Source organism: Actinacidiphila alni, from assembly GCF_900112845.1.
In the GTDB taxonomy this organism is placed as follows: domain Bacteria; phylum Actinomycetota; class Actinomycetes; order Streptomycetales; family Streptomycetaceae; genus Actinacidiphila; species Actinacidiphila alni.
Map to the genome: position 1 here is coordinate 317,551 of NZ_FONG01000006.1, position 22,220 is coordinate 339,770.

The 22,220-nt window shown below is 71.8% G+C and carries 17 protein-coding genes; 6 read left to right on the top strand and 11 right to left on the bottom strand.

The features are described from left to right. Nucleotides 1–71 precede the first annotated feature (71 nt). Nucleotides 72–2,072, bottom strand: coding sequence for a glycogen debranching N-terminal domain-containing protein (locus tag BM076_RS12860; protein ID WP_245796016.1), 2,001 nt, complete (start codon nucleotides 2,070–2,072; stop codon nucleotides 72–74). A 201-nt stretch (nucleotides 2,073–2,273) separates the two neighbouring features. On the opposite strand from BM076_RS12860, the gene BM076_RS12865 reads away from it, so the two are divergent. Beyond that, nucleotides 2,274–3,584, top strand: coding sequence for an alpha/beta fold hydrolase (locus BM076_RS12865; protein WP_093713595.1), 1,311 nt, complete (start codon nucleotides 2,274–2,276; stop codon nucleotides 3,582–3,584). On the opposite strand, the gene BM076_RS12870 is transcribed toward BM076_RS12865, so the two are convergent. Next, nucleotides 3,496–4,683 carry a DUF4192 domain-containing protein gene (locus BM076_RS12870; RefSeq protein WP_245796017.1) on the bottom strand — a complete coding sequence of 396 codons (1,188 nt, stop codon included), beginning with the start codon at nucleotides 4,681–4,683 and terminating at the stop codon, nucleotides 3,496–3,498. The genes BM076_RS12865 and BM076_RS12870 overlap by 89 nt on opposite strands. A 181-nt stretch (nucleotides 4,684–4,864) precedes the next feature. Here BM076_RS12870 and BM076_RS12875 point away from each other — a divergent pair, with 181 nt between their 5' ends. Next, entirely contained in the window at nucleotides 4,865–7,045 is a 2,181-nt protein-coding gene (locus tag BM076_RS12875) for a RecQ family ATP-dependent DNA helicase (protein WP_093713597.1), read from the top strand. A 206-nt stretch (nucleotides 7,046–7,251) separates the two neighbouring features. Beyond that, the gene (locus BM076_RS12880) at nucleotides 7,252–7,833 is read left to right on the top strand and encodes a hypothetical protein (protein ID WP_093713598.1); all 582 of its coding nucleotides are present in this window, start codon (nucleotides 7,252–7,254) and stop codon (nucleotides 7,831–7,833) included. 3 nt (nucleotides 7,834–7,836) lie between these two features. Here BM076_RS12880 and BM076_RS12885 read toward each other — a convergent pair whose 3' ends face one another. From BM076_RS12885 to BM076_RS12905, 5 genes are all read right to left on the bottom strand, one after another. After that, nucleotides 7,837–8,514 (bottom strand): hypothetical protein, encoded by a 678-nt coding sequence (locus BM076_RS12885; RefSeq protein WP_093713599.1) that lies wholly within the window; start codon nucleotides 8,512–8,514, stop codon nucleotides 7,837–7,839. Nucleotides 8,515–8,568: 54 nt separating this feature from the next. Beyond that, on the bottom strand, nucleotides 8,569–9,255 hold the full coding sequence (locus tag BM076_RS12890; RefSeq protein WP_093713600.1) for a ribonuclease HII: 687 nt from the start codon (nucleotides 9,253–9,255) through the stop codon (nucleotides 8,569–8,571). Between the two features lie 48 nt (nucleotides 9,256–9,303). Continuing rightward, nucleotides 9,304–10,209 (bottom strand): ADP-ribosylglycohydrolase family protein, encoded by a 906-nt coding sequence (locus BM076_RS12895; protein ID WP_093713680.1) that lies wholly within the window; start codon nucleotides 10,207–10,209, stop codon nucleotides 9,304–9,306. 75 nt (nucleotides 10,210–10,284) lie between these two features. Beyond that, nucleotides 10,285–10,947 (bottom strand): histidine phosphatase family protein, encoded by a 663-nt coding sequence (locus tag BM076_RS12900; RefSeq protein WP_093713601.1) that lies wholly within the window; start codon nucleotides 10,945–10,947, stop codon nucleotides 10,285–10,287. Between the two features lie 130 nt (nucleotides 10,948–11,077). Continuing rightward, nucleotides 11,078–11,902 carry an SDR family NAD(P)-dependent oxidoreductase gene (locus BM076_RS12905; RefSeq protein ID WP_093713602.1) on the bottom strand — a complete coding sequence of 275 codons (825 nt, stop codon included), beginning with the start codon at nucleotides 11,900–11,902 and terminating at the stop codon, nucleotides 11,078–11,080. Between the two features lie 72 nt (nucleotides 11,903–11,974). Between BM076_RS12905 and BM076_RS12910 the strand changes: the two genes are divergently transcribed. Beyond that, nucleotides 11,975–12,631 carry a TetR/AcrR family transcriptional regulator gene (locus tag BM076_RS12910; RefSeq protein WP_093713603.1) on the top strand — a complete coding sequence of 219 codons (657 nt, stop codon included), beginning with the start codon at nucleotides 11,975–11,977 and terminating at the stop codon, nucleotides 12,629–12,631. 475 nt (nucleotides 12,632–13,106) lie between these two features. On the opposite strand, the gene BM076_RS12920 is transcribed toward BM076_RS12910, so the two are convergent. From BM076_RS12920 to nrdR, 3 genes are all read right to left on the bottom strand, one after another. Further along, nucleotides 13,107–13,712 (bottom strand): YdbC family protein, encoded by a 606-nt coding sequence (locus BM076_RS12920; protein ID WP_093713681.1) that lies wholly within the window; start codon nucleotides 13,710–13,712, stop codon nucleotides 13,107–13,109. Nucleotides 13,713–13,896: 184 nt separating this feature from the next. Continuing rightward, nucleotides 13,897–16,794 carry a vitamin B12-dependent ribonucleotide reductase gene (locus BM076_RS12925; protein WP_093713605.1) on the bottom strand — a complete coding sequence of 966 codons (2,898 nt, stop codon included), beginning with the start codon at nucleotides 16,792–16,794 and terminating at the stop codon, nucleotides 13,897–13,899. A 118-nt stretch (nucleotides 16,795–16,912) separates the two neighbouring features. After that, complete coding sequence (gene nrdR, locus BM076_RS12930; RefSeq protein WP_093713606.1) at nucleotides 16,913–17,425, bottom strand: transcriptional regulator NrdR; 513 nt, start codon at nucleotides 17,423–17,425, stop codon at nucleotides 16,913–16,915. A 604-nt stretch (nucleotides 17,426–18,029) separates the two neighbouring features. Here nrdR and lexA point away from each other — a divergent pair. After that, nucleotides 18,030–18,803 carry a transcriptional repressor LexA gene (gene lexA, locus BM076_RS12935; protein ID WP_093713607.1) on the top strand — a complete coding sequence of 258 codons (774 nt, stop codon included), beginning with the start codon at nucleotides 18,030–18,032 and terminating at the stop codon, nucleotides 18,801–18,803. A 143-nt stretch (nucleotides 18,804–18,946) separates the two neighbouring features. Here the strand turns inward: lexA and BM076_RS12940 are convergent, their stop codons facing one another. After that, nucleotides 18,947–20,929 carry an ATP-dependent DNA helicase gene (locus BM076_RS12940; protein WP_093713608.1) on the bottom strand — a complete coding sequence of 661 codons (1,983 nt, stop codon included), beginning with the start codon at nucleotides 20,927–20,929 and terminating at the stop codon, nucleotides 18,947–18,949. Nucleotides 20,930–21,032: 103 nt separating this feature from the next. On the opposite strand from BM076_RS12940, the gene BM076_RS12945 reads away from it, so the two are divergent. Beyond that, on the top strand, nucleotides 21,033–22,217 hold the full coding sequence (locus BM076_RS12945; RefSeq protein WP_093713609.1) for an FHA domain-containing protein: 1,185 nt from the start codon (nucleotides 21,033–21,035) through the stop codon (nucleotides 22,215–22,217). The last annotated feature ends 3 nt before the right edge of the window (nucleotides 22,218–22,220 follow it).

Consider the following 22,220-nt stretch of genomic DNA (forward strand, 5'->3'; position numbering starts at 1 on the left):
ATAATCAGCCGGATCTGAAGCTTGATCCCTATCGGATCGATAGGTTTTCCGGTCCCTTTCCCTTCCCGTGGTCAGCTGCCGAGCCGCAGTCCCGGCGCCGCCTCCTCGATCATGGCCATTCCCATCCGGCTGACCCGAACGGAGAACGGCTGCTCCGCGACGCGCAGTCCCGACAGCCGGAGCGCTCCGAGCGGTGCGGTGCCGACCGGCCGTACCGCCACCGTCCCGCCCGGCGCGTCCGGACGCACGCCCACGAGTGCCATCAACAGATGGACGGCACCGGCCGCCGCGACCGCCGCGGGGCGGCACGCCGTGGGATGCGGACAGGGCGCGGCTCCCGGCGAGCGCCGCTCGCCGCCGTACATCTCCGGCAGCCGCAGCCCGAATCCGGCCGCCGCGTCCAGCACCCCGCCCACGAGCGCGGACGCCTCCTTCCCCAGTCCCGCCGCCGCGAGGCCCGACACGGCCAGCGCGGTCTCGTGGACGCGCACCGCGCCGCTCCGGTGCCCGAACGGGCTGAAGCCGGGGATTTTCCCCGACATCGTCCGCAGACCCCAGCCGGAGTCCAGGTCGGGTGCGGCGAACAGCCTGCCGAGTTGTTCCGTCTGTCCCTTGTCCAGCAGTCCGGGAGCGAGCGCGCCCCCGTCGAGCAGGCCCGTGTCGAGCAGGTGCGCCAGCGACGACGTCAGCACGGGCACCGGCCGGCCGTCCGCCGCACGGGCCGACAACGGCCGCCCGCCGCCCGCGTCATCGGCCCACAGGCTCCGCCGAAAGCCCGCGCGCAGCGCCGACGCGTGCGTCCGCCAGCCGTCCGCGCCGGTCCGTCCGAACGCGTCGAGCAGCAGCGCCCCCTGGAGCGCGGCCCGGTGCGCGTACGCCTGCACCTCGGACCTGAGCCAACCGTCCGCCGTGGGATCCGTGACGAGACCCGCGTCCGTCGTCGCCGCGCGCAGCCACCCCAGGCAGCGTTCCGCGGCCGGCAGCAGCGGCTCCACCTCACGGTCCGGCAGACCCCACCGATGGGCCTCCGCGAGCACGGTCACGAACAGCAGCGTGGCCTCCACTCCCGAGCACAGCGGCGGCAGATGCGGCCCAGAGTGCCGGGGTACCCCGGGCACCCGGCCCGTCGCCGGATCCTGCACCCGGGCGAGCGTGCGTAGGGTGCCCGCCGCCAGTCGCGTACCGAACGGCAGCGCCATCCGTGCCGCCCACAGCGCGTCCGCGGGCGCGAGTCCGATCCGCCAGGGAGCCCCGGCCGCCACATAGCTGTCGCCGGGATGGTCGGGTGCCCGCAGCAGCAACGCCTGGAGGTCGCCGAGCGACGCGTCGAGCAGCGGCCCGGCCCGCGGGTCGTCGCTCTCCAGCCGTGCCTGCGCCCACATCGGCGGCGGGCGGTCACCGGTCGGTGTCCGGGCGCCGTCGGCCGTCGTGGGTGCCGGCGCGGGTTCCACCCGCAGTTCGATCGTCCGTGCCGCGCCCGGCGGCAGTTCGAGCTCCCAGCCGAGCACACCCGACGAGGCCAGTGCCACGTCCGGCGCCGGCGTCGCGGCGACCCGCGCCGTGTCGTCTCCGTTCGCCCAGCGCAGGCCGGAGCCGCTTACCGCGCACGGCACTTCGGGACCTGGCTGTCCCGCGGCCACCGCCGACAGCGGCGCGAGATCCGTGCCGAACCCGATCTCCACCGGCAACCGCAGCCCGACCGGGCCCGCGTTGGCGAAGGTGATCCGCTCGCCGCCGTCCGCCGATCTGATCCGCTCCACCGTGACGGCCGGATCGGGGCCCCGGTCACCCGGCGTGCGCACGACGGCCGTGAAGCGTGCCCGACCCGCGTCGAGCGTCCTGGCCTGCACGGTCACCGGTTCGGCTCCGGCGACTCTCAGCTCGCACCGGCTCAACAGCCGCCTGCCGTCGCGGTAGAAACCGTCCAGTCCCTCGGCGCGCAACTGCCCGTGCGGCGCGGACACCGCGAGCGCGGGAGCGGCCACACAGATCACCGCGTCGTGCACCGGCACCGGGCCGGGCGCCGCCCGCCGCTGCCGGCCCGCGGTCGGCGCGCTCACGGATGTGCTCACCGGTCCGCTCCCCCGGACACCGGGGCGCGGTCGACCCGGGCGGTGGCCGGGACCGGCGGCCGGGCGTACGGGATGCGTCTTGCGGGAGAGCGCTGCACGTCGGGTGAACGCCCCGCCGAGCACGCAGGTCACGGCACGTCTACCGTTCCTGGACGGGAGCCCCGATTCCCCGCGCGACCCGTACCTCCGGAAAGAGAGTCCATGACCGTCCTCCGCCAGCCCGGCACCGTCCTCACCGACCACACGTTCGCCGTACCCCTCGACCACGCGGTCCCCGACGGGGAGCGGATCGAGATTTACGCCCGGGAGGTCGTGGCGGCCGGGCGTGAGCGTGACCCGTTGCCCTGGCTGGTCTATCTGCAGGGCGGGCCCGGGTCCGGGTCGCCGCGTCCGCTGGGCAGGGACGGCTGGCTGCCGCGCGCGCTGGACGACTTCCGGGTGCTGCTCCTCGACCAGCGCGGCACCGGCCGGTCGACGCCCGCCACCCGTCAGACGCTGCCCATCCGCGGCGATGCCGCCGCCCAGGCGGAGTACCTGGCGCACTTCCGGGCCGACTCGATCGTCCGGGACTGCGAGTTCATCCGGCGCCGGCTCCTGGGCGAGGACGGGCGCTGGAGCGTGCTGGGCCAGAGTTTCGGCGGCTTCTGCTCGGTCGCCTACCTCTCGACCGCCCCGGAGGGGCTGCGTGAGGTGTTCATCACCGGCGGTCTGCCGGGTCTGGACGTGACCGCGCAGGACGTCTACCGCGCCGCCTATCCCCGGATCGAGCGGAAGAACGCCGGTCATTACGCGCGCTACCCCGACGACGTCGAGGCGGTGCGCACCATCGTGCGCCGCCTTCGCGACGCGCCCGCCCGGCTGCCGGGCGGCGGCCTGCTGACGCCCGAAGCCTTCCAGTCGCTCGGCCTGATGCTGGGGTCCGGTACCGGCTCGCACACCCTCCACTACCTGGTGGAGGGTGCCTTTGTGACGGGCCCTACCGGTCCGGTGTTCGCGGACTCCTTCCTGGCCGAGGCCGAACAGCATCTGTCCTTGGCGGGGCATCCGCTCTTCGCGGTGCTGCACGAGTCGATCTACGGTCAGCGGTCGGTGTCGGCCGGCGCCACGGGCTGGGCCGCCGAGGCGGTGCGCCGGGAATTCCCCCGGTTCGACGCCGACCTCGCGCTGGCCGGTGACGCTCCGGTGCTCTTCACCGGGGAGACCATCCACCCCTGGATGTTCGAGACCGATCCGGCGCTCGCACCACTGCGCGAGACAGCGGAGCTTCTCGCGCAGCGCGAGAAGTGGCCCGACCTCTACGACCCGGCGCGGCTCGCGGCCAACGACATCCCGGTGGCCGCGGCGATCTACCACGACGACATGTACGTCGACACCGCTCACTCGCTGGCCACCGCGCGTGCGGTGCGTGGCCTGCGCACCTGGGTCACCGACGAGTTCGAGCACGACGGCCTCCGGGTGAGTGGCGGCCGGGTCCTCGACCGGCTGATCCGGCTGGTCCGCGGCGAGCTGTAGCGGAGCCGACCACGCGCTCCCGTCTGTCCTGCCGCAGACGGCTCCGCAGCAGCTCGGGGTCAAGGCCCTCGCAGACGGCGTAGTGCAGCAAGCGCGCGTAGCCGCAATGGGGTTCCAGGTCCAGGGAGAGGCCGAGGGCGATCCGCGCCTCGGCCTCGTCCCCCGAGGACCAGGCGACCCATCCCGCGAGGGCCAGCATGGTGGCGGCGTGGTCGGCGTACGGTCCGGCGCAGCGTCGGGCCAGGGCCCGCCACAACCGCAGTGCTGCGTCGGCCTGTTCGGGCGCCGTCCATTCCGACACGCGGTCGCGCGTCGTGCGGTCCTGGAGTCCGAGGATCATGGCCGCGGCTTCGTGGTCGTCGAGCAGCCGGTCGTCCTGCCGGTCGGCTCGCGCGGGATCGTCGGTGCGCGGCGCAGCGCGGAAGCGTTCGAGTGCCGCACGGGCCTTGGCGAGCGTGCGCTGCCTGACCCTTTCGCAGGTGTCGCCGTCGAGCATGCGCGGCACCAGTTCGGCGCAGGCCGCGTCGAGCGCGATCTCATGTTCCCGGTTCCGCGGCTGCGGCGGCTTCAGCCGGGCTTCGATGTCCAGCATCGGCCGGGGCGCCGGGAGTCCCGCGTACGCGGTGGCCGCCGCCATCACCGACCGGCCGGGCGGAGCGAGCGCGCTCCCCTGTTCGGGGACGGCTGCCGCGGGCCGGCAGTAGGACCACCACCGCCCGCCCGAGACGCACAGCGCCTCCACGACGGGCACGTCGAGTGCCCCGCAGGCGATCCGGATGTGCTGGGCGAGCGGTCGGAGCCGCTCCATCACGTCGGAGGGGCGCTCCGCGTCGCGCGGATCCCGGCTGAGGAACAGCACCATCGCGTCCGGCCGTCCGCGCCGCCGGATGCTGTTTCTCACCAGGCACTCGGCCAACTGGTCGGCCATCGCCGGCCACTCACGGGGATCCTCCGGCAGACCGAGGCGCAGGCGGCCCCCGAACCGGCTGTGCTCGCCGTGCAGCGCCACGAGGACCGCGCTGTCGCTCGGCTGGTAGCCCATCAGGTACGGAAGCGCGTCGGCCAATTCCGTGGCGCTGCGCAGGGTGACCTGATCCATCGGCCCGAATGGTGACTCTTCGTATTGAACTTCGTCGCTCTGTGTCATGAGATCGACGATGCCCTACCGGAGCGAACCGCACCAGACCCCCCAAAAATCTGTGGATAACTTTCGCGGGAGTTATCCACAAGCCGCCGACCGGAGTTGGCGCGATGTCGGTGCGATCGGGTTGCATGGGGACATGACCGAGACCTCCACCACGCTGCGTACCGCGGCCGACACCGTACTGAGCCGACTCGTCGGGGCCGAGCCCGGCGCCGCCCGGCTGCGCGAGGACCAGTGGCTCGCCGTCGAGGCGCTGGTCGCGCACGGCCGCAGAACGCTGGTCGTCCAGCGCACCGGCTGGGGGAAGTCCGCCGTCTACTTCGTGGCCACGGCCCTGCTCCGCGAGCGCGGCAGCGGTCCGACGGTGATCGTCTCGCCGCTGCTCGCGCTGATGCGCAATCAGGTGGAGGCCGCCGCACGCGCGGGTATCCGCGCGCGCACGATCAACTCGTCCAACACCGAGGAGTGGGGCGAGATCGAGGCGGAGGTGGCGGCCGGCGAGGTGGACGTGCTGCTCGTCAGCCCCGAGCGGCTGAACAACCCGGACTTCCGGGATCAGGTGCTGCCCAAGCTGGCCGCCACCACCGGCCTGCTCGTCGTCGACGAGGCGCACTGCATCTCCGACTGGGGCCACGACTTCCGCCCGGACTACCGGCGCCTGCGGACGATGCTCGCCGATCTGCCGTCCGGCGTGCCCGTCCTGGCGACCACCGCCACCGCCAACGCGCGGGTGACCGCCGATGTCGCGGAACAGCTCGGCACCGGCGCCACCGGAGCGGACCAGGACGGGGCGCTGGTGCTGCGCGGGCCGCTGGACCGCGAGAGCCTGTCGCTCGGCGTGCTGCGGCTGCCCGACGCCGCCCACCGGCTGGCCTGGCTCGCCGACCACCTCGACACGCTGCCGGGCTCCGGCATCATCTACACCCTCACCGTGGCGGCCGCCGACGAGATCACCGCTTTCCTGCGACAGCGCGGCTTCACCGTCGCCTCCTACTCGGGCAAGACCGAGAACGCCGACCGGCAGGCCGCCGAGGCGGATCTGCTCGCCAACCGGGTCAAGGCCCTGGTGGCGACATCGGCGCTCGGCATGGGTTTCGACAAGCCCGATCTCGGTTTCGTCGTCCACGTCGGCTCACCCTCGTCACCGATCGCCTACTACCAGCAGGTCGGCCGGGCGGGCCGCGGCGTCGACCACGCCGAAGTGCTGCTGCTGCCCGGCCGGGAGGACGAGGCGATCTGGCGGTACTTCGCGTCCCTGGCCTTCCCGCCCGAGGAACAGGTGCGCCGCACGCTGGAGGTACTGGCCGCCGCCGACCGGCCGGTATCGGTGCCCGCGCTGGAAGCCCGCGTCGATCTGCGCCGCTCCCGCCTGGAGATCATGCTCAAGGTGCTGGACGTCGACGGCGCTGTGCACCGGGTCCGCGGCGGATGGACGGCGACCGGCCGGCCGTGGGCGTACGACACGGACCGCTACGCGTGGGTGGCGCGCCAGCGCGAGTCGGAGCAGCAGGCGATGCGTGACTACGCGACCACGACCGCCTGCCGGATGGAGTTCCTGCGCCGCCAGTTGGACGACGAGCAGGCAGCGCCCTGCGGTCGCTGCGACAACTGCGCGGGCGCACGCTTCCCGCTGGACGTCTCGGCCGCCGCGCTGGACGCGGCACGCGCGGCGCTCGGACGGCCCGGAGTCGAGCTGGAGCCGCGCAAGATGTGGCCGACCGGCCTCGAAGCGATCGGCGTCGCCCTCAAGGGGCGCATCCCCGCCACGGAACAGGCGGCGACAGGCCGGGCCCTCGGCCGGCTGTCCGACATCGGCTGGGGCAACCGGCTGCGTCCGCTGTTCGCCGAGGGCGCCGCGGACCAGCCGGTGTCCCCGGAGGCCGTGGACGCGGTGATCCAGGTGCTCGCCGACTGGGCGAAGGGACCGGGCGGTTGGGCCAGCGGCGCACCCGACGCACCGCAGCGCCCGGTGGGCGTGGTCGGCGTCGCGTCCCACCGTCACCGTGTCCTGGTCGACTCGCTCAGTTCCCGGATCGCCGAGGTCGGCAGGATGCCGCTGCTGGGCAGGGTGGAATACGCCGACGACGGCGACCCCGGCGGTGTACCGCGCAGTAACAGCGCACAACGCGTGCGCGCCCTCCATGACGCCTTCGTCGTACCGCAGGAGCTGGCCGCGGCTCTCCAGGCGAATCCGGGACCCGTACTGCTGGTCGACGACCTCTCGGACACCGGCTGGACGCTGGCCGTGCTGGCACGGCAGTTGCGCAGGGCCGGGGCGACGGCGGTCTTCCCGCTGGTCCTGGCCGTTCAGGGCTGATCCGGGCAGCGCGTGCATGACCGGGCGGCGAACGGGAGAGGATCTATCCGGCGGACAGGTCCATACCGGTCGGCGACGTCAATTGCCCGTTGCCGCAAGGCAATACGGGAGCGAGAATTGATGCCGGATCCCCTATCGGCTCATCGAGCCACCTGACCGGCGTGCGCCCGCGCCCGGTCTACGGGTGCATCCGTGAAAGGAGGACCGTGACCATCGGCTTCGTTCCGGAGACGGCCTCCGCCGCAAACTCCCTCGCCTCGCGCACGCTCGAACCGGCGGACTGGATCGGTATCGGCGTTCCGCTGCTGGCCAATCCGCGCGATGTGATCAAGGACCTGCACTCGCGGCACCTGCCGTCCCCGTCCACTGCCGTGATAGCGGTGTACGACCCCGACGGCCGGATACGCGCCAGCGCCTCCTTCGCCGGCCGCAGCGGCGTGGTGGACGGCTGGGAGCGGCGCAATTCCCTGCTGTCCCACCTGCGCCGGGTGCTCCCGCACGATCTGCGGCTGCGCAGACCAGTACGGACGGCGGTGCTGATGGTCTGCCGGGAGGGCGCTCCGGGCTGGACCGAGGAGGACGGCGCCTGGATGTGGGGACTGCGCGACGCCTGCACCCTCCACGGGCTGCGCTCCGGCTCGTACGTCACCCTCACCGCGGACGGCTGGAGTGTGATCGGCGAGAATCGCGCCGGCCGCACACCGAACGCCGTCTCCCGGGCGCGCGGCGCGGCTCGCGAGGTCCCCGGCGGGACGACGCAAGGGATGCGCCGCGCGATCGCGCGCTGAGCCTCAGGCGCTGGCGCCCAGCAGCGCGTTGATCCGCGCCGGGTCACCGCAGACGATCAGCAGCACGCCCGCACGGCCGAGTGCCCCGGCGAGCGCCCGCGCCATGGTGTCGTCGCTGCCGCCGTTGACCGCGACGACCACCACCGGTCGTCCGGTGGCGCGTTCGGCGGAGATGTCGGCGTAGAAGACGTCGTCGGCCGCGTCGTGCTGCGCCCAGTAGGACGCCTCGCCGAACGAGAGTTCGTGGACTGCCCACGGGTGCTGTTCACCCGTGGTGAGGACCAGGATCTCGCCGGGCGCGCGGCCGGTGTCCAGCAGCAGGTCGACCGTCTCGTCGGCGGCGTCGAGGGCGCCGTCGGCGGGTGCCGGGATGAGCTGCAGCTGGGCGGCGACGGGCTCCGCGGCCCGCTGCTGCGGTACGGAGGGAGGGGTCGCTGCCGCGGCCGGGGTCACCGGGCCGGTGGGAGCAGCGGGACCAGGGGTACCGACGGGACGGGCGGGGCCATGACGGCCGGGCCCGACGCCTGCGGTGGCTTCCCTCGGCGGCGCGGGGCGGGGTGCTGCGGGCCGCGGCGGACCGGGGACAGGACGGGGGGTCGACGCACTGCGGCCGGTGGCCGGAGCTGTACGGGGACCCGGGACGCTCTCGTGAATCTGAGGCTCCTCGGGGATGAGAGGCATGAGTTGATGTCTATCAAATGCCGCACGAATGCGCAGCGGGGGGTGGCGTGTGAATCAGAAATCGAAACCGAGTTGTTCCCCTGACTCGACCGGCTGCCGGACCTTCTTGAGGTGCTGCCAGCGCGGCAGCGCGTCGAGATAGGACCAGGACATGCGGTGCAGCGGTGTGGGGCCCAACTCCTCCAGGGCCGCACGGTGAACGGGAGACGGATATCCGGCGTTGTCGGCGAACGCGAACGGCGCGTATTCCGGGCCGAGTTCGGCCATCGCCGTGTCCCGCTGGACTTTGGCGATGACGGAGGCGGCGGCCACCGCGACACAGGACTGGTCGCCCTTGATCACGGTTCTGACCCGCCAGGTGCCGCCGAGGTAATTGTGCTTGCCGTCGAGGATCACCGCGTCGGGCCGCTCGGGCAGGCCCTCCAACGCGCGGACGGCCGCCAGCCGGAGCGCCGCCGTCATGCCCAAGTCGTCGATCTCCTCGGGCGATGCGTGCCCGAGGGCGTACGAGGTGACCCAGTCGCCGAGCACGGCCGCCAGCCGCGCGCGGCGCTTGGGGGTGATCAGCTTGGAGTCCGTGAGCCCCTCGGGGGCCCGGCGCAGTCCGGTGACGGCGGCGCACACAGTGACGGGTCCGGCCCAGGCACCGCGGCCTACTTCGTCCACGCCCGCGACGGTCCGCGCTCCGAGGGTGGCGCGAAGGGACCGTTCGACGCTGTGGGTGGGTGGTTCGTACGGCATGGCGTTCTCAGCGTACCTCGCGCCGCCGCGCCGTCCCACGGCGGTCGATCAGTCGGACAGCGCCCAGTCCGGGAGGACTTCGGTGCGCTCGGCCCAGGTGGCGGGCGGCGCGCCCGCGGGCCGGGACGCGACGATGCCGCCGACGATCGCGCAGGTCGTGTCGATGTCGCCGCCGGCCCGCGCGGTGGTCCAGAACGCCCGCTCGTAGTCGTCGAGATGCCGGGCCGCGGCCCACAGGGCGAACGGCACGGTGTCGTGGGCGCTGGTGCGCCTGCCGCAGCCCAGGACGGCGGCCACCGTGGCCACATCGGCGTAGTCGAGCATGTCGCGGGCCCGCCGGACACCGGCGTGCACGGCGCTGCGTGGGACCAGGTCGAGCACGGCGCCGAGGAGGTCGGACGGCGTGGCCGGGCCCGCGGGGTCGGCCACCAGGGCCGCCGCGGCGGCCACCGCCATGGCCCCGACGACCGCTTCGCGGTGCTGGTGCGTGGTGTAGGCGGAGATCTCCGCCTGGTGGGTGGCCTGGACGGCGTCGCCCGCGTACCAGGCGCCGAGCGGTGCGACCCGCATGGCTGCTCCGTTCCCCCACGAGCCCTGCCCGTTGAACAGGCCCGCGGCCAGTTCCCGCCAGTCGGCGCCTTCCTGGCGGATCAGCCGCAGCATCCGGTTGACGGCCGGGCCGTAGCCCCGGTCGAAATCGTGGTGCTCGGCGAAGGAGAGTGCCAGGGCGTCCTGGTCGATCCGGCCGTGTTCGGCCAGGACGGACAGGATGGAGCAGGCCATCTCCGTGTCGTCCGTCCACCCCCAAGTGCCGGGCGGCAGTTGGCCGTCCTGGAGGGCCGGGTAGTTGGCGGGGACGAAGAACTGGGAGCCCAGGGCGTCTCCCACGGCCAGCCCGCGGAGGCTGGCGAGGGCGCGTGCGGCCCGGTCGGTGTCAGTAGTGTGAGGGGTCATGGCGTCGGAAACTCTGACATCGCGGATGATCCCGGTCAATCTCCTTGTGCCCAATGTCACCGCCGCCGGCGGGCGTCACCATGAACCGCCGCCGGGTGGGCCGGGAGTCCGCCACCTTTCGAAGGGGCGGTCCAGCGTGTAGCCGCCAGAGGGATCGATCAGCAGTGACCGGGTCTCGGCGTTGTCGGGGTTGGACAGCGCCTCGAACTCCTCCACCGTCCAGTGGAACCAGCGCATACAGAACAGCCGCATCGTCAGTCCGTGGGTGACCAGCAGCACGTTCGGCGGGAAGTCCTCCTTGTCGAAGGCGCGGTACAGCGTCTCCAGGAATGCGCCGACCCGGTCGTAGACATCCGCGCCGCTCTCCCCCATGGCGAAGCGGTAGAAGAAGTGCCCGTAGGCGTCACGCGCCTTGCGCTGGCGCTGGATGTCCTCGACGTCCTGCCAATTCCCCCAGTCCTGCTCCCGCAGCCGCGGCTCCTCCTTGGCCTGGGTCAGCCGGGGGTCGAGCCCGAGCGCACGGAAGGTGTGCCAGGTACGGCGGTACGGGGAGACGAACGCCTGGACGCGTTCGTCCCCGAACAGCTCCCGCAGCCGTGCTCCCGCGTCCGTCGCCTGCCTGAGTCCGGTCGCGGTGAGTTCCAGGGCGTGGTCCGGCACCCGCTCGTAAATGGTGTCGTCCGCGTTTCCCTGGGACTCGCCGTGCCGGAGGAGCACGATGCGGCGAGGGCGTCCCATGCCCCTCAGCCTAGGGCTCGGCCGCCGCTCCGGCGCGCCGATGCGAGGGTCGTACGGCTCACACTCGGCATGGCGCTACGCCTCAGACCCGACATGGTCCTACCGCCCGCACCCAGTATGGTCCTCCCACTCACACCCGGGCCGTCAGCTCCTCTGACAGCTCCCGCAGCCGGCGCCGGGCGTCGGCGTCGTAGGCCTGCCGGTCGGCCCGGGCCTCGCGCGTGCCGTTGAAATACCTGCCGGTGCCGATGTCCGTGCCGTCGATGAGCCGCAGCGTCGCCTCACCGCCCTCCCGCACCGAACTCCACGGCGCGATTCCTCCTTCTCTGACCATGGTGGTGTCCATATAGGTGGCCGGGTGCAGCGCGTTCGCCGTGACGCCCGTGCCTTCCAGCGACCGCGCGAGATCGAAGGTGAACATGATCTGCGCGAGCTTGCTCTGGGTGTACGCCCGGCCGCCGTCGTACCCCTTGGTCATCATCGGGTCGGCGAAGTCGATGGCCTGCTGGCCGGCCGAGGAGACATTGACGATGCGGGACGGCGCCGACGCGGTGAGCAGGGGCAAGAGCCGATGTGTGAGGCGGTAGCCCGCCAGGTAGTTCACGGCGAAGCGCCGCTCGACACCGCGCTCGTCCACTTCCCGCGCCCCACCCGGTGAGGCCGCGCCTATGCCGGCGTTGTTGACGAGGACGTCCAGCCGGTCCGTACGGGCGAGCACCTCGTCCGCGAGCCGGTCGACCTGTCCGAGGTCGGACAGATCGGCGAGCAGGATCTCGGCCCGGTCCTCCCCCGCGGCCTCCCGGACCGCACGCCGTACATCCTCGGCGCGCTCGGCACTGCGGCCGTGCACCAGGACGCGGGCGCCGTCCGCGGCGAGGCGGACGGCGAGCCAGCGACCCAGCCCGTCCGTGGACCCGGTCACCAGGACCATGCGCCGACCGACACGTTCGTTCATCGCGAGCTCCATTTACGAGACATGCTGACTCGTAAAGAGTATGCGAGACACGGTGCCTTGTAAAGTGCATTCATGGACGAGACACCCAGCCGTGGCAGACCCCGCAGCGAGACCGCCCGCAGGGCAGTCCTCGACGCGGCGCTGCGGCTCTGCCAGGACGGCGGATACCAGGCCCTCACGATGAAGGGCATCGCGGAGAGCGCCGGCGTCGGCCGACAGACCGTCTACCGCTGGTGGCCCGCGAAGCAGGACGTGCTCATCGACGCCCTGCGCGACCTCGGCCTGCGCGAGGCGGAGCATCTGGACCCGGACTCCGGTGACACGCTGCGCGACGTACGGTCACTGATGGACGCCACTTTCGCACTCACCCGGCAGCTCACCGGCAAGGCGCTGATCGGGCTGATGGCCGAGGCGCAGCACGACCCCGGCCTCTCCGACCGGCTCCAGACCACCGTGATCGGGCCCCGGCGCCAGGCGCTCCGCACGATCCTCGCTCGTGGAGTCGCACGCGGCGAACTGACCGCGGAGGACTGGGCGCTCGACCTCGCGGTCGACTTCGCCTTCGGCACCATGTGGTATCGGCTGATCAGCCATCACGCGCCGGTCGACGCGCGCCTCGCGGAGCAGATCACCGCCGCTCTCGCCACGCTGCTGGGGTCGACCGCGGCGGACGGGGCGCGCGCCGCCGTCAGTCCGCCGGCCGGTCCGCCGCCGGCCACTGCCCGTTGACGAAGACCAGCCGCCCGGGATCCGCCACCGTGCGGATCCCGATCAGCCCCAGCGGGCCGAATTCCGGCGCCACGACGCCCACGACGGTGTCCCCGGCCGTGGCCGGCAGCGTCGCGTCGCCGTCGATCTCGGCGATCCGGCCGCGTGTGCCGGGCTGTGCCCCGGTGATCAGCCGAGCCAGGACGCGCCCGACCTTCGCGGCGCCGAGGCCGGCACGCGCTGCCGCGCCCGGCGGGGTCTCGCGCCGGTGCCGTACGGCCTGTTCGGGTACGGAGAGAGGGCGCGGCCGAAGATCTCGCGGATCAGCGACTGCGGTGCGTCGGCACCGCCGGTATCGGCCGTACGGGTGAGCGCGTCGCGTACCGATCCGAACATCCGATAGGCGGCCGAGAAAAGCCGCGCCTGGTGCGCGAAAAGCCTTTCGGCAACCGGCACACCGTCCGTTCCGGCACCGTCCAGGCTCACACCTTCCGCCTCACACCGTCCACGCCTGCACCACATCCACCACGTCGCCCGCTACGGACAGCACATCGGTGTCGAGTTCGGCGCGTTCCGACAGGCGTTCCACCGCGCCCTCGCGGTACTTGCCGCGTTCCGTCGCCGAATTCCACATCGACAGCACCAGGAAGTCGTTTCCCGTGCCCTGGCCGAAGACCCCGCGGAGCATGCCGGGAGAGCCGGCCATGGCGGGATTCCACACCCGCTGCTGCATCGTTGTGAAGTGGTCGACACGGTCCGGTCGCACTTTGCACAGCGCCACCCGCAGCACGTCGGCGTCGGTGAAGGTCGGTTCGAAGCCGACCTTCACGTCCTGCCGGTGCTCGAAGAGGTGCGTCGCGAGCATCTCGTAGGTGCCGCTCTGCGCCGCGGCGATCCCGTCGTGCGGGCCCGCCATGAAGGCGTCGTAGGACCGCCGGCCGTCCCAGAAGGCGAAGAGGTGTGCCATCCCCGGCTGCGCACGGCTCCAGCCACCGCCCTGGCCCCGGAAACCGGGCTGTTCCTTCAGCGCCGCCCACCTGCGCTGCCCCCGGTCGAACCCGGCCTGATCCACGATCCCGCAGCGCATCCACTTCACCAACACCGCGCCATCGTAGTGGCGTTGACGGCGGAGATCGTCCCGCACGACGGAGTCGGTTCGGTGACGGTACGGGATTCGGCCGACGGCGGCGCCTTCCACCGCCTGACCTGGCGCGAAGGGGCGCCGGCACAAGGCCGGCGCCCCTTCCCCTCAGGCGTGCTTCACCTGCTCATGCGCGCTGCCGGTGTCAGCTGCAGCCGCTGGTGGAGCCGCAGCCCTCGCACAGGTAGCAGCTGCCCGCGCGACGCATCTTGGTGCCGCAGGAGAAGCAGAGCGGGGCGTCGGCGTTGAGACCGAGCTGGATCTCCAGCAGCTCCGTGCTGTTGTGGGCCTCCTTGGGCGCGGGCGCGGCGGCGGCCTCCGTCTCCGGCTTGGCGACGGCCAGCGGCTTGCGCGCCTCGGACTCGCGCACCTCACGCGGGGCGGACTGGGCCAGGCCCTCGACGTCGACCTCGTCCTCGGCCGCCTCGTAGGAACCGGTGTCCAGGTGCCGCTGCCGCTCCGGCGCGGAGTGGATGCCCAGCGCGGAACGGGTCTCGAAGGGCAGGAAGTCCAGCGCCAGGCGGCGGAAGATGTAGTCGACGATCGACTGCGCCATCCGTACGTCCGGGTCGTCGGTCAGACCGGCCGGCTCGAAGCGCATGTTGGTGAACTTCGAGACGTACGTCTCCAGCGGGACGCCGTACTGCATGCCGACCGAGACGGCGATGGAGAAGGCGTCCATCATGCCTGCGAGGGTGGACCCCTGCTTGGACATCTTCAGGAAGACCTCGCCGAGGCCGTCGTCGGGGTACGAGTTGGCCGTCATGTAGCCCTCGGCGCCGCCGACGGTGAAGGACGTGGTGATCCCGGGACGGCCCTTGGGCAGCCGCTTGCGGACCGGGCGGTACTCGACGACCTTCTCGACCACGGCGGGCGCCTCGACGGCGGCCTCGGTCTCCTTCTCGTCCTTCTTCTTGGCCGAGAGGGGCTGGCCGACCTTGCAGTTGTCGCGGTAGATCGCGAGCGCCTTCAGGCCGAGCTTCCAGCCCTCGAAGTAGACCTCCTCGACCTCCTCGACGGTCGCCGACTCCGGCAGGTTCACCGTCTTGGAGATCGCGCCGGACAGGAACGGCTGCGCGGCGGCCATCATGCGCACATGGCCCATGGCGGAGATCGCGCGGTCGCCCATGGCGCAGTCGAACACCTCGTAGTGCTCCTGCTTCAGACCGGGCGCGTCGATCACATTGCCGTGCTCGGCGATGTGGGCGACGATCGCCTCGACCTGCTCGTCCTGGTATCCGAGCCGCTTGAGGGCGGTCGGGACGGTGTTGTTGACGATCTGCATCGAGCCGCCGCCGACGAGCTTCTTGAACTTGACCAGCGCCAGGTCGGGTTCGACGCCCGTGGTGTCGCAGTCCATCATCAGGCCGATGGTGCCGGTCGGCGCGAGCACCGACGCCTGCGCGTTACGGAAACCGTTCTTCTCGCCGAGGCGGACGACGTCCTGCCAGGCTTCGGTGGCCGCGGCCCAGACCGGGGTGTCCAGGTCGTCGATACGGGTGGCGGCGCCATTGGCGTCGGAGTGCTGCTTCATGACGCGCTTGTGGGCGTCCGCGTTGCGGGCGTAGCCCTCGTACGGGCCGACGACCGCGGCGAGCTGCGCGGAGCGCTTGTAGGACGTGCCGGTCATCAGCGAGGTGATCGCGCCGGCCAGGGCGCGGCCACCGTCGGAGTCGTACGCGTGGCCGGTCGCCATCAGCAGCGCGCCGAGGTTGGCGTAGCCGATGCCGAGCTGGCGGAAGGCGCGGGTGGTCTCGCCGATCTTCTGGGTGGGGAAGTCGGCGAAGCAGATGGAGATGTCCATCGCGGTGATGACCAGCTCGACGACCTTGGCGAAGCTCTCGGCGTCGAAGCTCTGGTTGCCCCGGCCGTCGTCGCGCAGGAACTTCATCAGGTTGAGCGAGGCGAGGTTGCAGCTCGAATTGTCGAGGTGCATGTACTCGCTGCACGGGTTGGAGGCGGTGATCCGGCCCGTCTCCGGCGAGGTGTGCCAGAGGTTGATCGTGTCGTCGTACTGGATGCCCGGGTCGGCGCAGGCCCACGCGGCCTCGGCGAGCTTGCGGAACAGGCCGCGCGCGTCGACCTCCTCGATGACCTCACCGGTCATCCGGGCGCGCAGGCCGAACTTCGAGCCGGACTCGTACGCCTTCATGAACTCGTCGTTCACCCGGACGGAGTTGTTGGCGTTCTGGTACTGCACCGACGTGATGTCGTCGCCGCCCAGGTCCATGTCGAAGCCCGCGTCGCGCAGGGCGCGGATCTTCTCCTCCTCCTTGACCTTGGTCTCGATGAACGCCTCGACGTCGGGGTGGTCGACGTCCAGGACGACCATCTTGGCGGCGCGGCGGGTGGCGCCGCCCGACTTGATGGTGCCCGCGGAGGCGTCCGCGCCGCGCATGAAGGAGACCGGACCCGAGGCGTTGCCGCCGGAGGAGAGCAGCTCCTTGGAGGAGCGGATGCGGGAGAGGTTCAGGCCGGCGCCGGAGCCGCCCTTGAAGATCATGCCCTCTTCCTTGTACCAGTCGAGGATCGACTCCATGGAGTCGTCGACGGACAGGATGAAGCAGGCGGAGACCTGCTGGGGCTGCGCGGTGCCGACGTTGAACCACACCGGGGAGTTGAAGCTGAACACCTGGTGCAGCAGGGCGTAGGTCAGCTCGTGCTCGAAGATGTCGGCGTCCGCCGGGGAGGCGAAGTAGCCGTTGTCCTCGCCCGCCTTGCGGTAGGTGAGCACCACCCGGTCGATGAGCTGCTTCAGGCTCTTCTCGCGCTTGGGGCTGCCCACCGCGCCGCGGAAGTACTTGCTGGTGACGATGTTGACCGCGTTCACCGACCAGGAGTCGGGGAATTCGACGCCACGCTGCTCGAAGTTGATCGAGCCGTCGCGCCAATTGGTCATGACGACGTCACGGTGCTCCCAGACCACCTCGTCGTACGGATGCACGCCGGGGGTGGTGTGGATGCGCTCGATACGCAGACCCTTGCTCGCCTTGGATCCCTTGGTACGGGAACCGCGTGCCGGGCCGCTCGTCGTCTCTGTCATTCCGCCTCCCTATACGGGCAAAACGCCCTAATGCGCGCGGATCTTCCCGCGTCACGGTGTTGTCTGCCGCCTCGGCGCGCCAGGCGCTCCGGCAAATCTGTGGTCCCGGCCGGTCCGCTCAGTCGGCGGCGGCAGCGGGCGCGGGGACTCCGAGGTCCTCGTCGAGCCCGCCGGGAGTGGTGGGTGGCAGCTGCTCGCGCAGCTCAGTGATGGCCGTCTCGAAGTCCTCGAGCGAGTCGAACGCCCGGTAGACCGAGGCGAAGCGCAAATACGCGACCAGGTCGAGGTCCTGGAGCGGACCGAGTATGGCCAGTCCCACGTCGTGGGTCGACAGCTCCGCGCTGCCGGTGGCCCTGACCGCCTCCTCGACGCGCTGCCCGAGCTGGGCGAGGGCGTCCTCGGTGACGGGGCGACCCTGGCATGCCTTGCGCACGCCGGCGATCACCTTGCTGCGGCTGAACGGCTCGGTCACCCCGCTGCGCTTGATGACCATCAGTGACGCGGTCTCGACGGTGGTGAACCGGCGGCCGCAGTCCGGGCACTGCCGACGGCGGCGGATCGAGGTGCCGTCATCGGTGGTACGGCTGTCGACGACGCGGCTGTCGGGGTGCTTGCAGAAGGGGCAGTGCATGGATCCCGGCTCCCTTCCTCACCCGCGGTGAGCGCACGACAAAATGGCCTCCGAGGGGCCGTACGGGCCCCGCGAAGCAGTCCCAAGCATAGGCGATCTCGCGGAGATTGGGGCCGTCGGGCCCCCGCGAAACCACTACGGGTGGTGGCTGCGGCATATACAACCACTAGATCTGGTGCCGGTGCGTCAGCTCCGCCGTTCCGCGTGTCGCGTCCGCGGCCGGAGGCGAGCCTAGGGGAAGTGTCGCTGCGGCCCGGCACCGGGGGCGGGGTGGCACACTGGCCGGGCGGCCGCGAGTCCGCCCGTCCGGCCGTATTTCACCCTTCGGCCGCTCCCGGGTCGCCCTCGGACCGGTCGGCCGGGCCGGCCGCCGCCGGAATTTCGGACGGGACTCCGACGGGACTCGGACAGAGCGCCGGTCATCGAACTTCCATTCGATCAATACACCCGATACCTTGATCGCGTCAGCAGATTTACGCAGATTCACTCGAACGTGTGTTTGGCGCAACCTTTCGAAACTCGCTACCGTTGTACTAACTGCCCGCGACTGCGAAGCGGGCCGGCCGCAGTCCATGCGGTGGGAGAACATCGAAAAGGGGCCGCCGTGACGACCACCGCAGACAGCGCGACATTGACCGCCCATGACCGCTCCCAGGATCGGATCGGCCCGTTGGACGTGACAGGCGAGGACCACAGCCAGAAGCCCACGCGCTCGCTTCCCGGGCGGCCCCCCGGCATCCGTGCCGACAGCTCCGGCCTCACCGAGCGGCAGCGGCGCGTCATCGAGGTCATCCGGGACTCCGTGCAGCGGCGCGGATATCCGCCGTCCATGCGCGAGATCGGCCAGGCCGTGGGGCTGTCCAGCACCTCCTCGGTGGCGCACCAGCTCATGGCGCTGGAGCGCAAGGGCTTCCTGCGCCGCGACCCGCACCGCCCCCGGGCGTACGAGGTCCGCGGTTCGGACGGCGGCCACCCGCAGCCGACCGACACGGCGGGCAAGCCGTCCGCCTCGTACGTGCCGCTCGTCGGCCGGATCGCGGCCGGTGGTCCGATCCTCGCCGAGGAGTCGGTCGAGGACGTCTTCCCGCTCCCCCGCCAACTGGTGGGCGACGGCGAGCTGTTCGTGCTGAAGGTGGTCGGCGACTCGATGATCGAGGCGGCGATCTGCGACGGCGACTGGGTCACGGTGCGCCGCCAGCCCGTCGCGGAGAACGGCGACATCGTCGCCGCGATGCTGGACGGCGAGGCGACCGTCAAGCGTTTCAAGCGGGACAACGGCCATGTGTGGCTGCTGCCGCACAATGCCGCCTACCAGCCCATCCCCGGTGACGAGGCCACGATCCTCGGCAAGGTGGTGGCGGTGCTCCGCCGGGTCTGAACGGCCCAGGGTCCGAACGACCCCTACGACCGGGCCCCGGGACCTCTGCGCCGGTTCCGGGGCCCCGCCATGTCCCGGCCGCATAATGGTCCCGGCCCCGCCAATCCTGACCCCTCTGGGCCCCGATCCGGCCCGCGCGGGTGTCAGCCCGCGACGGCCGCCGTCGCCGCCGCGTCGATCGCCGCCAGCGAGCGCCGTACCTGATTGCGGTCGGTGGTGTACCAGAGGTCGGGCATCGAGGACCGCAGGAAGCCGCCGTAGCGGGCGTTGGCCAGCCGCGGGTCGAGCACGGCGACCACACCCCGGTCCCCCATCGCCCGGATCAGCCGGCCCGCGCCCTGCGCCATCAGCAGCGCCGCGTGCGTCGCGGCGACTGCCATGAAGCCGTTGCCGCCGTGCTCCTCGACCGACTTCTGGCGCGCGCTCATCAGCGGGTCGTCCGGCCGCGGGAACGGAATGCGGTCCATCACCACCAGCTGGCAGTTCACGCCCGGCACGTCCACGCCCTGCCACAGCGACAGCGTCCCGAACAGGCACGTCTTCGCGTCCTGCGAGAACGTACGGATCAGCTCGCCGAGCGTCTCCTCGCCCTGCAGCAGCACCGGGTGGTCCAGGCGTCCCCGCATCGCCTCGGCGGCGGCCTGGGCGCCGCGCATGGACGAGAAGAGCCCGAGCGTACGGCCGCCCGCCGCCTCGATCAGCTCGGCCAGTTCGTCGAGCATGTCCTCCCGGTTGCTGTCGCGGCCGGGCTGGTTGAGGTGCTTGGCGACGTAGAGGATGCCCTGCTTGCGGTAGTCGAAGGGCGATCCGACGTCGATGCCCTTCCACTGCGGCACGTCCTCGCCCTCGGTGCCCTCCGGGGCCAGGCCCAGCGACGCGGCCACGCCGTTGAAGTCGCCGCCGAGCTTCAGGGTCGCGGAGGTGAGGACGACCGAGCGCTCGGTGAAGAGCTTCTCGCGCAGCAGACCGGACACGCTCAGCGGGGCGACCCGCAGCGACGCGCCGAACCGGTCGTGCCGTTCGCACCACACCACGTCGTACTCCGAGCCCTGCACCAGGCGCTCGGCGACCTCGTGGATGTGCTCGACCGAGGCGAGCGCCTGCTTGCGGACCGCGTCCTCGTCCTGCACGGACTTGTCGCGGGTCTCGCCGATCGCGGTGATCACCTGGCGGCAGGCGTCGCGCAGCGCCGCGAGGACATAGCCCAGGTCTTCGGGGATCTCCTCCAGGCGTCCCGGCAGCGCCAGCTCCATCACGCGCTCGAAGCCCTCGGCGGCGCTGAGCAGGGCGTCCGCGGCCTTCTCGTTGACCAGCCGGGATGCGCGCTTGACCGCGCGGTTGACGGCCCCGGGGGTGAGTTCGCCGGTGGCGACGCCGGTGACGCGGGAGACCAGCTCATGTGCCTCGTCGATGATCAGCACCTCGTGGCTCGGCAGCACGGGGGCGCCCTCGATCGCGTCGATCGCCAGCAGCGCGTGGTTGGTCACCACCACATCGGCGAGCTTGGCGCGCTCCCTCGCCGCCTCGGCGAAGCACTCGGCGCCGTAGGCGCACTTGGTGGCACCCAGGCATTCGCGCGAGGTGACCGACACCTGGCTCCAGGCCCGGTCGGAGACGCCGGGGGTGAGGCCGTCGCGGTCGCCCGTCTCGGTCTCGTCCGCCCAGTCGCGAAGCCGCAGCAGGTCCTGGCCGAGCTTGCTGGTGGGCGCCGCGGCCTCGAACGGGTCGAAGAGGCCGTCCTCCTCGTCCTGCGGCACGCCCTCGTGCAGGCGGTGCAGGCACAGGTAGTTGGACCGGCCCTTGAGCATCGCGTACTGCGGCTCGCGGCGCAGCAGCGCCTTCAACGCCTCGACGGTGCGCGGCAGATCGCGCTCGACGAGCTGGCGCTGGAGCGCGAGGGTGGCGGTGGCCACCACGACGCGCTCGCCATGGGCGAGCGCGGGCACCAGATAGCCGAGCGATTTACCGGTGCCGGTGCCGGCCTGGACGAGCAGATGGGACTGGTCGTCCACGGCGGCCTCGACGGCTTGGGCCATGGTGACCTGACCGGCCCGCTCGACACCTCCGACGGCGGTGACGGCGGCGTGCAGCAGGTCGGTGAGCGCGGGTGGGGGCGTGGCAGTCATAGGGAGGCAAGCCTAGAGGTCCGCACTGACATCGCCGTCCCCGCACGGCACCGCCGATCGTTCGCCGGACCCTTCGGGCCGGGCGGTGATAGCTTCTGGACACATGCCGTTCGAGCGTCGCCTGACTCTGGATGCCTCCGCCGCGGAATATGTGATCGACGTCGCGAATGTGGTGCGCGAGCCGGCGCTCGGCGGGGAACGGCCGGCGGATCTGGGCCGCCTCGCGGGCCTGTTGGAGGCGCTGGCGGAATTCACCCGCGATCCGGCGGTCCAGGTGTACGCGATCACCGACCGCTCGCTGCTGACCGACGGACGGCTGACACACGAGGAGCGGCAGCGCCTGGAGGGCTGGTATCTCGACGGTCTGCTCGAAGTCCTGCCCAGGGCCGACGACCGCATCCTGGAGCTGGCCGACGCACTGGAGCTGCGGGTGGTCAGTGCCGACAATTTCCTGGACTTTCACCGCGCCTATCCCTGGATCCCCGGCGACCGCGACCATTTCCTGCGGCCTTTCCTGCGGCCCGACGGCGTGATCGGCGTGCGCCCGCGCATCATGCCGGTGCCCGCGGAATGGCAGGTCTCCCGCAAGGAGGAGGAAGGGCTGCTCCTGGAGGCGGGGGTGCTGCGGCGCTGGGACCGTTCGGCGCACCGGGCGGTCCTCAGCCGTGACTGGCGGTGTCCGGAGGCCGGCTGCCCGCTGTTCGGTGCCGGTGACCGGCCGAACACCGCGCTGCCCCGGCGCCGCAAGTCGCAGGTGCTCTGCCCGACGCACGGTCTGCCGCTGACGGACGCCGGTCCCCGGCCGCGGCGCGCCCAGGTCAAGGTCGTGATGGACGGCACCGTGCGCGGCCGTTTCATGGTGACGGCGGGCGAGCCGCTGGCGGTCGGCCGGGCTCCCGCCGACGGCGGCGTCGTCCTCGGTACCTGGATCGACGACACGGCGGTCGACTCGGTGAGCCGCACCCATGTGGTGCTGAGTTACGACGGCACCGGGCTGAGCGTGGTGGACGAGCGCAGCGCGAACGGCACTCGGGTACGGCGCCGCCGCCCGGCCGGCGACCAGGTGGTGCCGCTTCCGCACGGCGAGCTGTGGCATCTGCGGCAGGGCGACTCGGTCGTGCTGCACGACCGGCTGGAACTGCTGCCCAGCGGCCGTCAGTTCGTCTTCGAGGAGGACCCGGCGGACGGTACGGTCGGACCCCGGGCGGGCGCGGAGGCCGCGGGGCCCACCATGATGGCCGTGCCGTGGCCGCCGGAGTCCGACGGTACGGGACGCGGCGACGGGTGAGCG

What these genes read in the sequence shown, in the direction of transcription:
- BM076_RS12865 (WP_093713595.1), top strand. Translation starts at nt 2,274, where the DNA reads ATGACCGTCCTCCGCCAGCCCGGCACCGTCCTCACCGACCACACGTTC.
- BM076_RS12870 (WP_245796017.1), bottom strand. Translation starts at nt 4,683, where the DNA reads ATGGATCAGGTCACCCTGCGCAGCGCCACGGAATTGGCCGACGCGCTT.
- BM076_RS12875 (WP_093713597.1), top strand. Translation starts at nt 4,865, where the DNA reads ATGACCGAGACCTCCACCACGCTGCGTACCGCGGCCGACACCGTACTG.
- BM076_RS12885 (WP_093713599.1), bottom strand. Translation starts at nt 8,514, where the DNA reads ATGCCTCTCATCCCCGAGGAGCCTCAGATTCACGAGAGCGTCCCGGGT.
- BM076_RS12890 (WP_093713600.1), bottom strand. Translation starts at nt 9,255, where the DNA reads ATGCCGTACGAACCACCCACCCACAGCGTCGAACGGTCCCTTCGCGCC.
- BM076_RS12895 (WP_093713680.1), bottom strand. Translation starts at nt 10,209, where the DNA reads ATGACCCCTCACACTACTGACACCGACCGGGCCGCACGCGCCCTCGCC.
- BM076_RS12900 (WP_093713601.1), bottom strand. Translation starts at nt 10,947, where the DNA reads ATGGGACGCCCTCGCCGCATCGTGCTCCTCCGGCACGGCGAGTCCCAG.
- BM076_RS12905 (WP_093713602.1), bottom strand. Translation starts at nt 11,902, where the DNA reads ATGAACGAACGTGTCGGTCGGCGCATGGTCCTGGTGACCGGGTCCACG.
- BM076_RS12910 (WP_093713603.1), top strand. Translation starts at nt 11,975, where the DNA reads ATGGACGAGACACCCAGCCGTGGCAGACCCCGCAGCGAGACCGCCCGC.
- BM076_RS12925 (WP_093713605.1), bottom strand. Translation starts at nt 16,794, where the DNA reads ATGACAGAGACGACGAGCGGCCCGGCACGCGGTTCCCGTACCAAGGGA.
- nrdR (WP_093713606.1), bottom strand. Translation starts at nt 17,425, where the DNA reads ATGCACTGCCCCTTCTGCAAGCACCCCGACAGCCGCGTCGTCGACAGC.
- BM076_RS12940 (WP_093713608.1), bottom strand. Translation starts at nt 20,929, where the DNA reads ATGACTGCCACGCCCCCACCCGCGCTCACCGACCTGCTGCACGCCGCC.
- BM076_RS12945 (WP_093713609.1), top strand. Translation starts at nt 21,033, where the DNA reads ATGCCGTTCGAGCGTCGCCTGACTCTGGATGCCTCCGCCGCGGAATAT.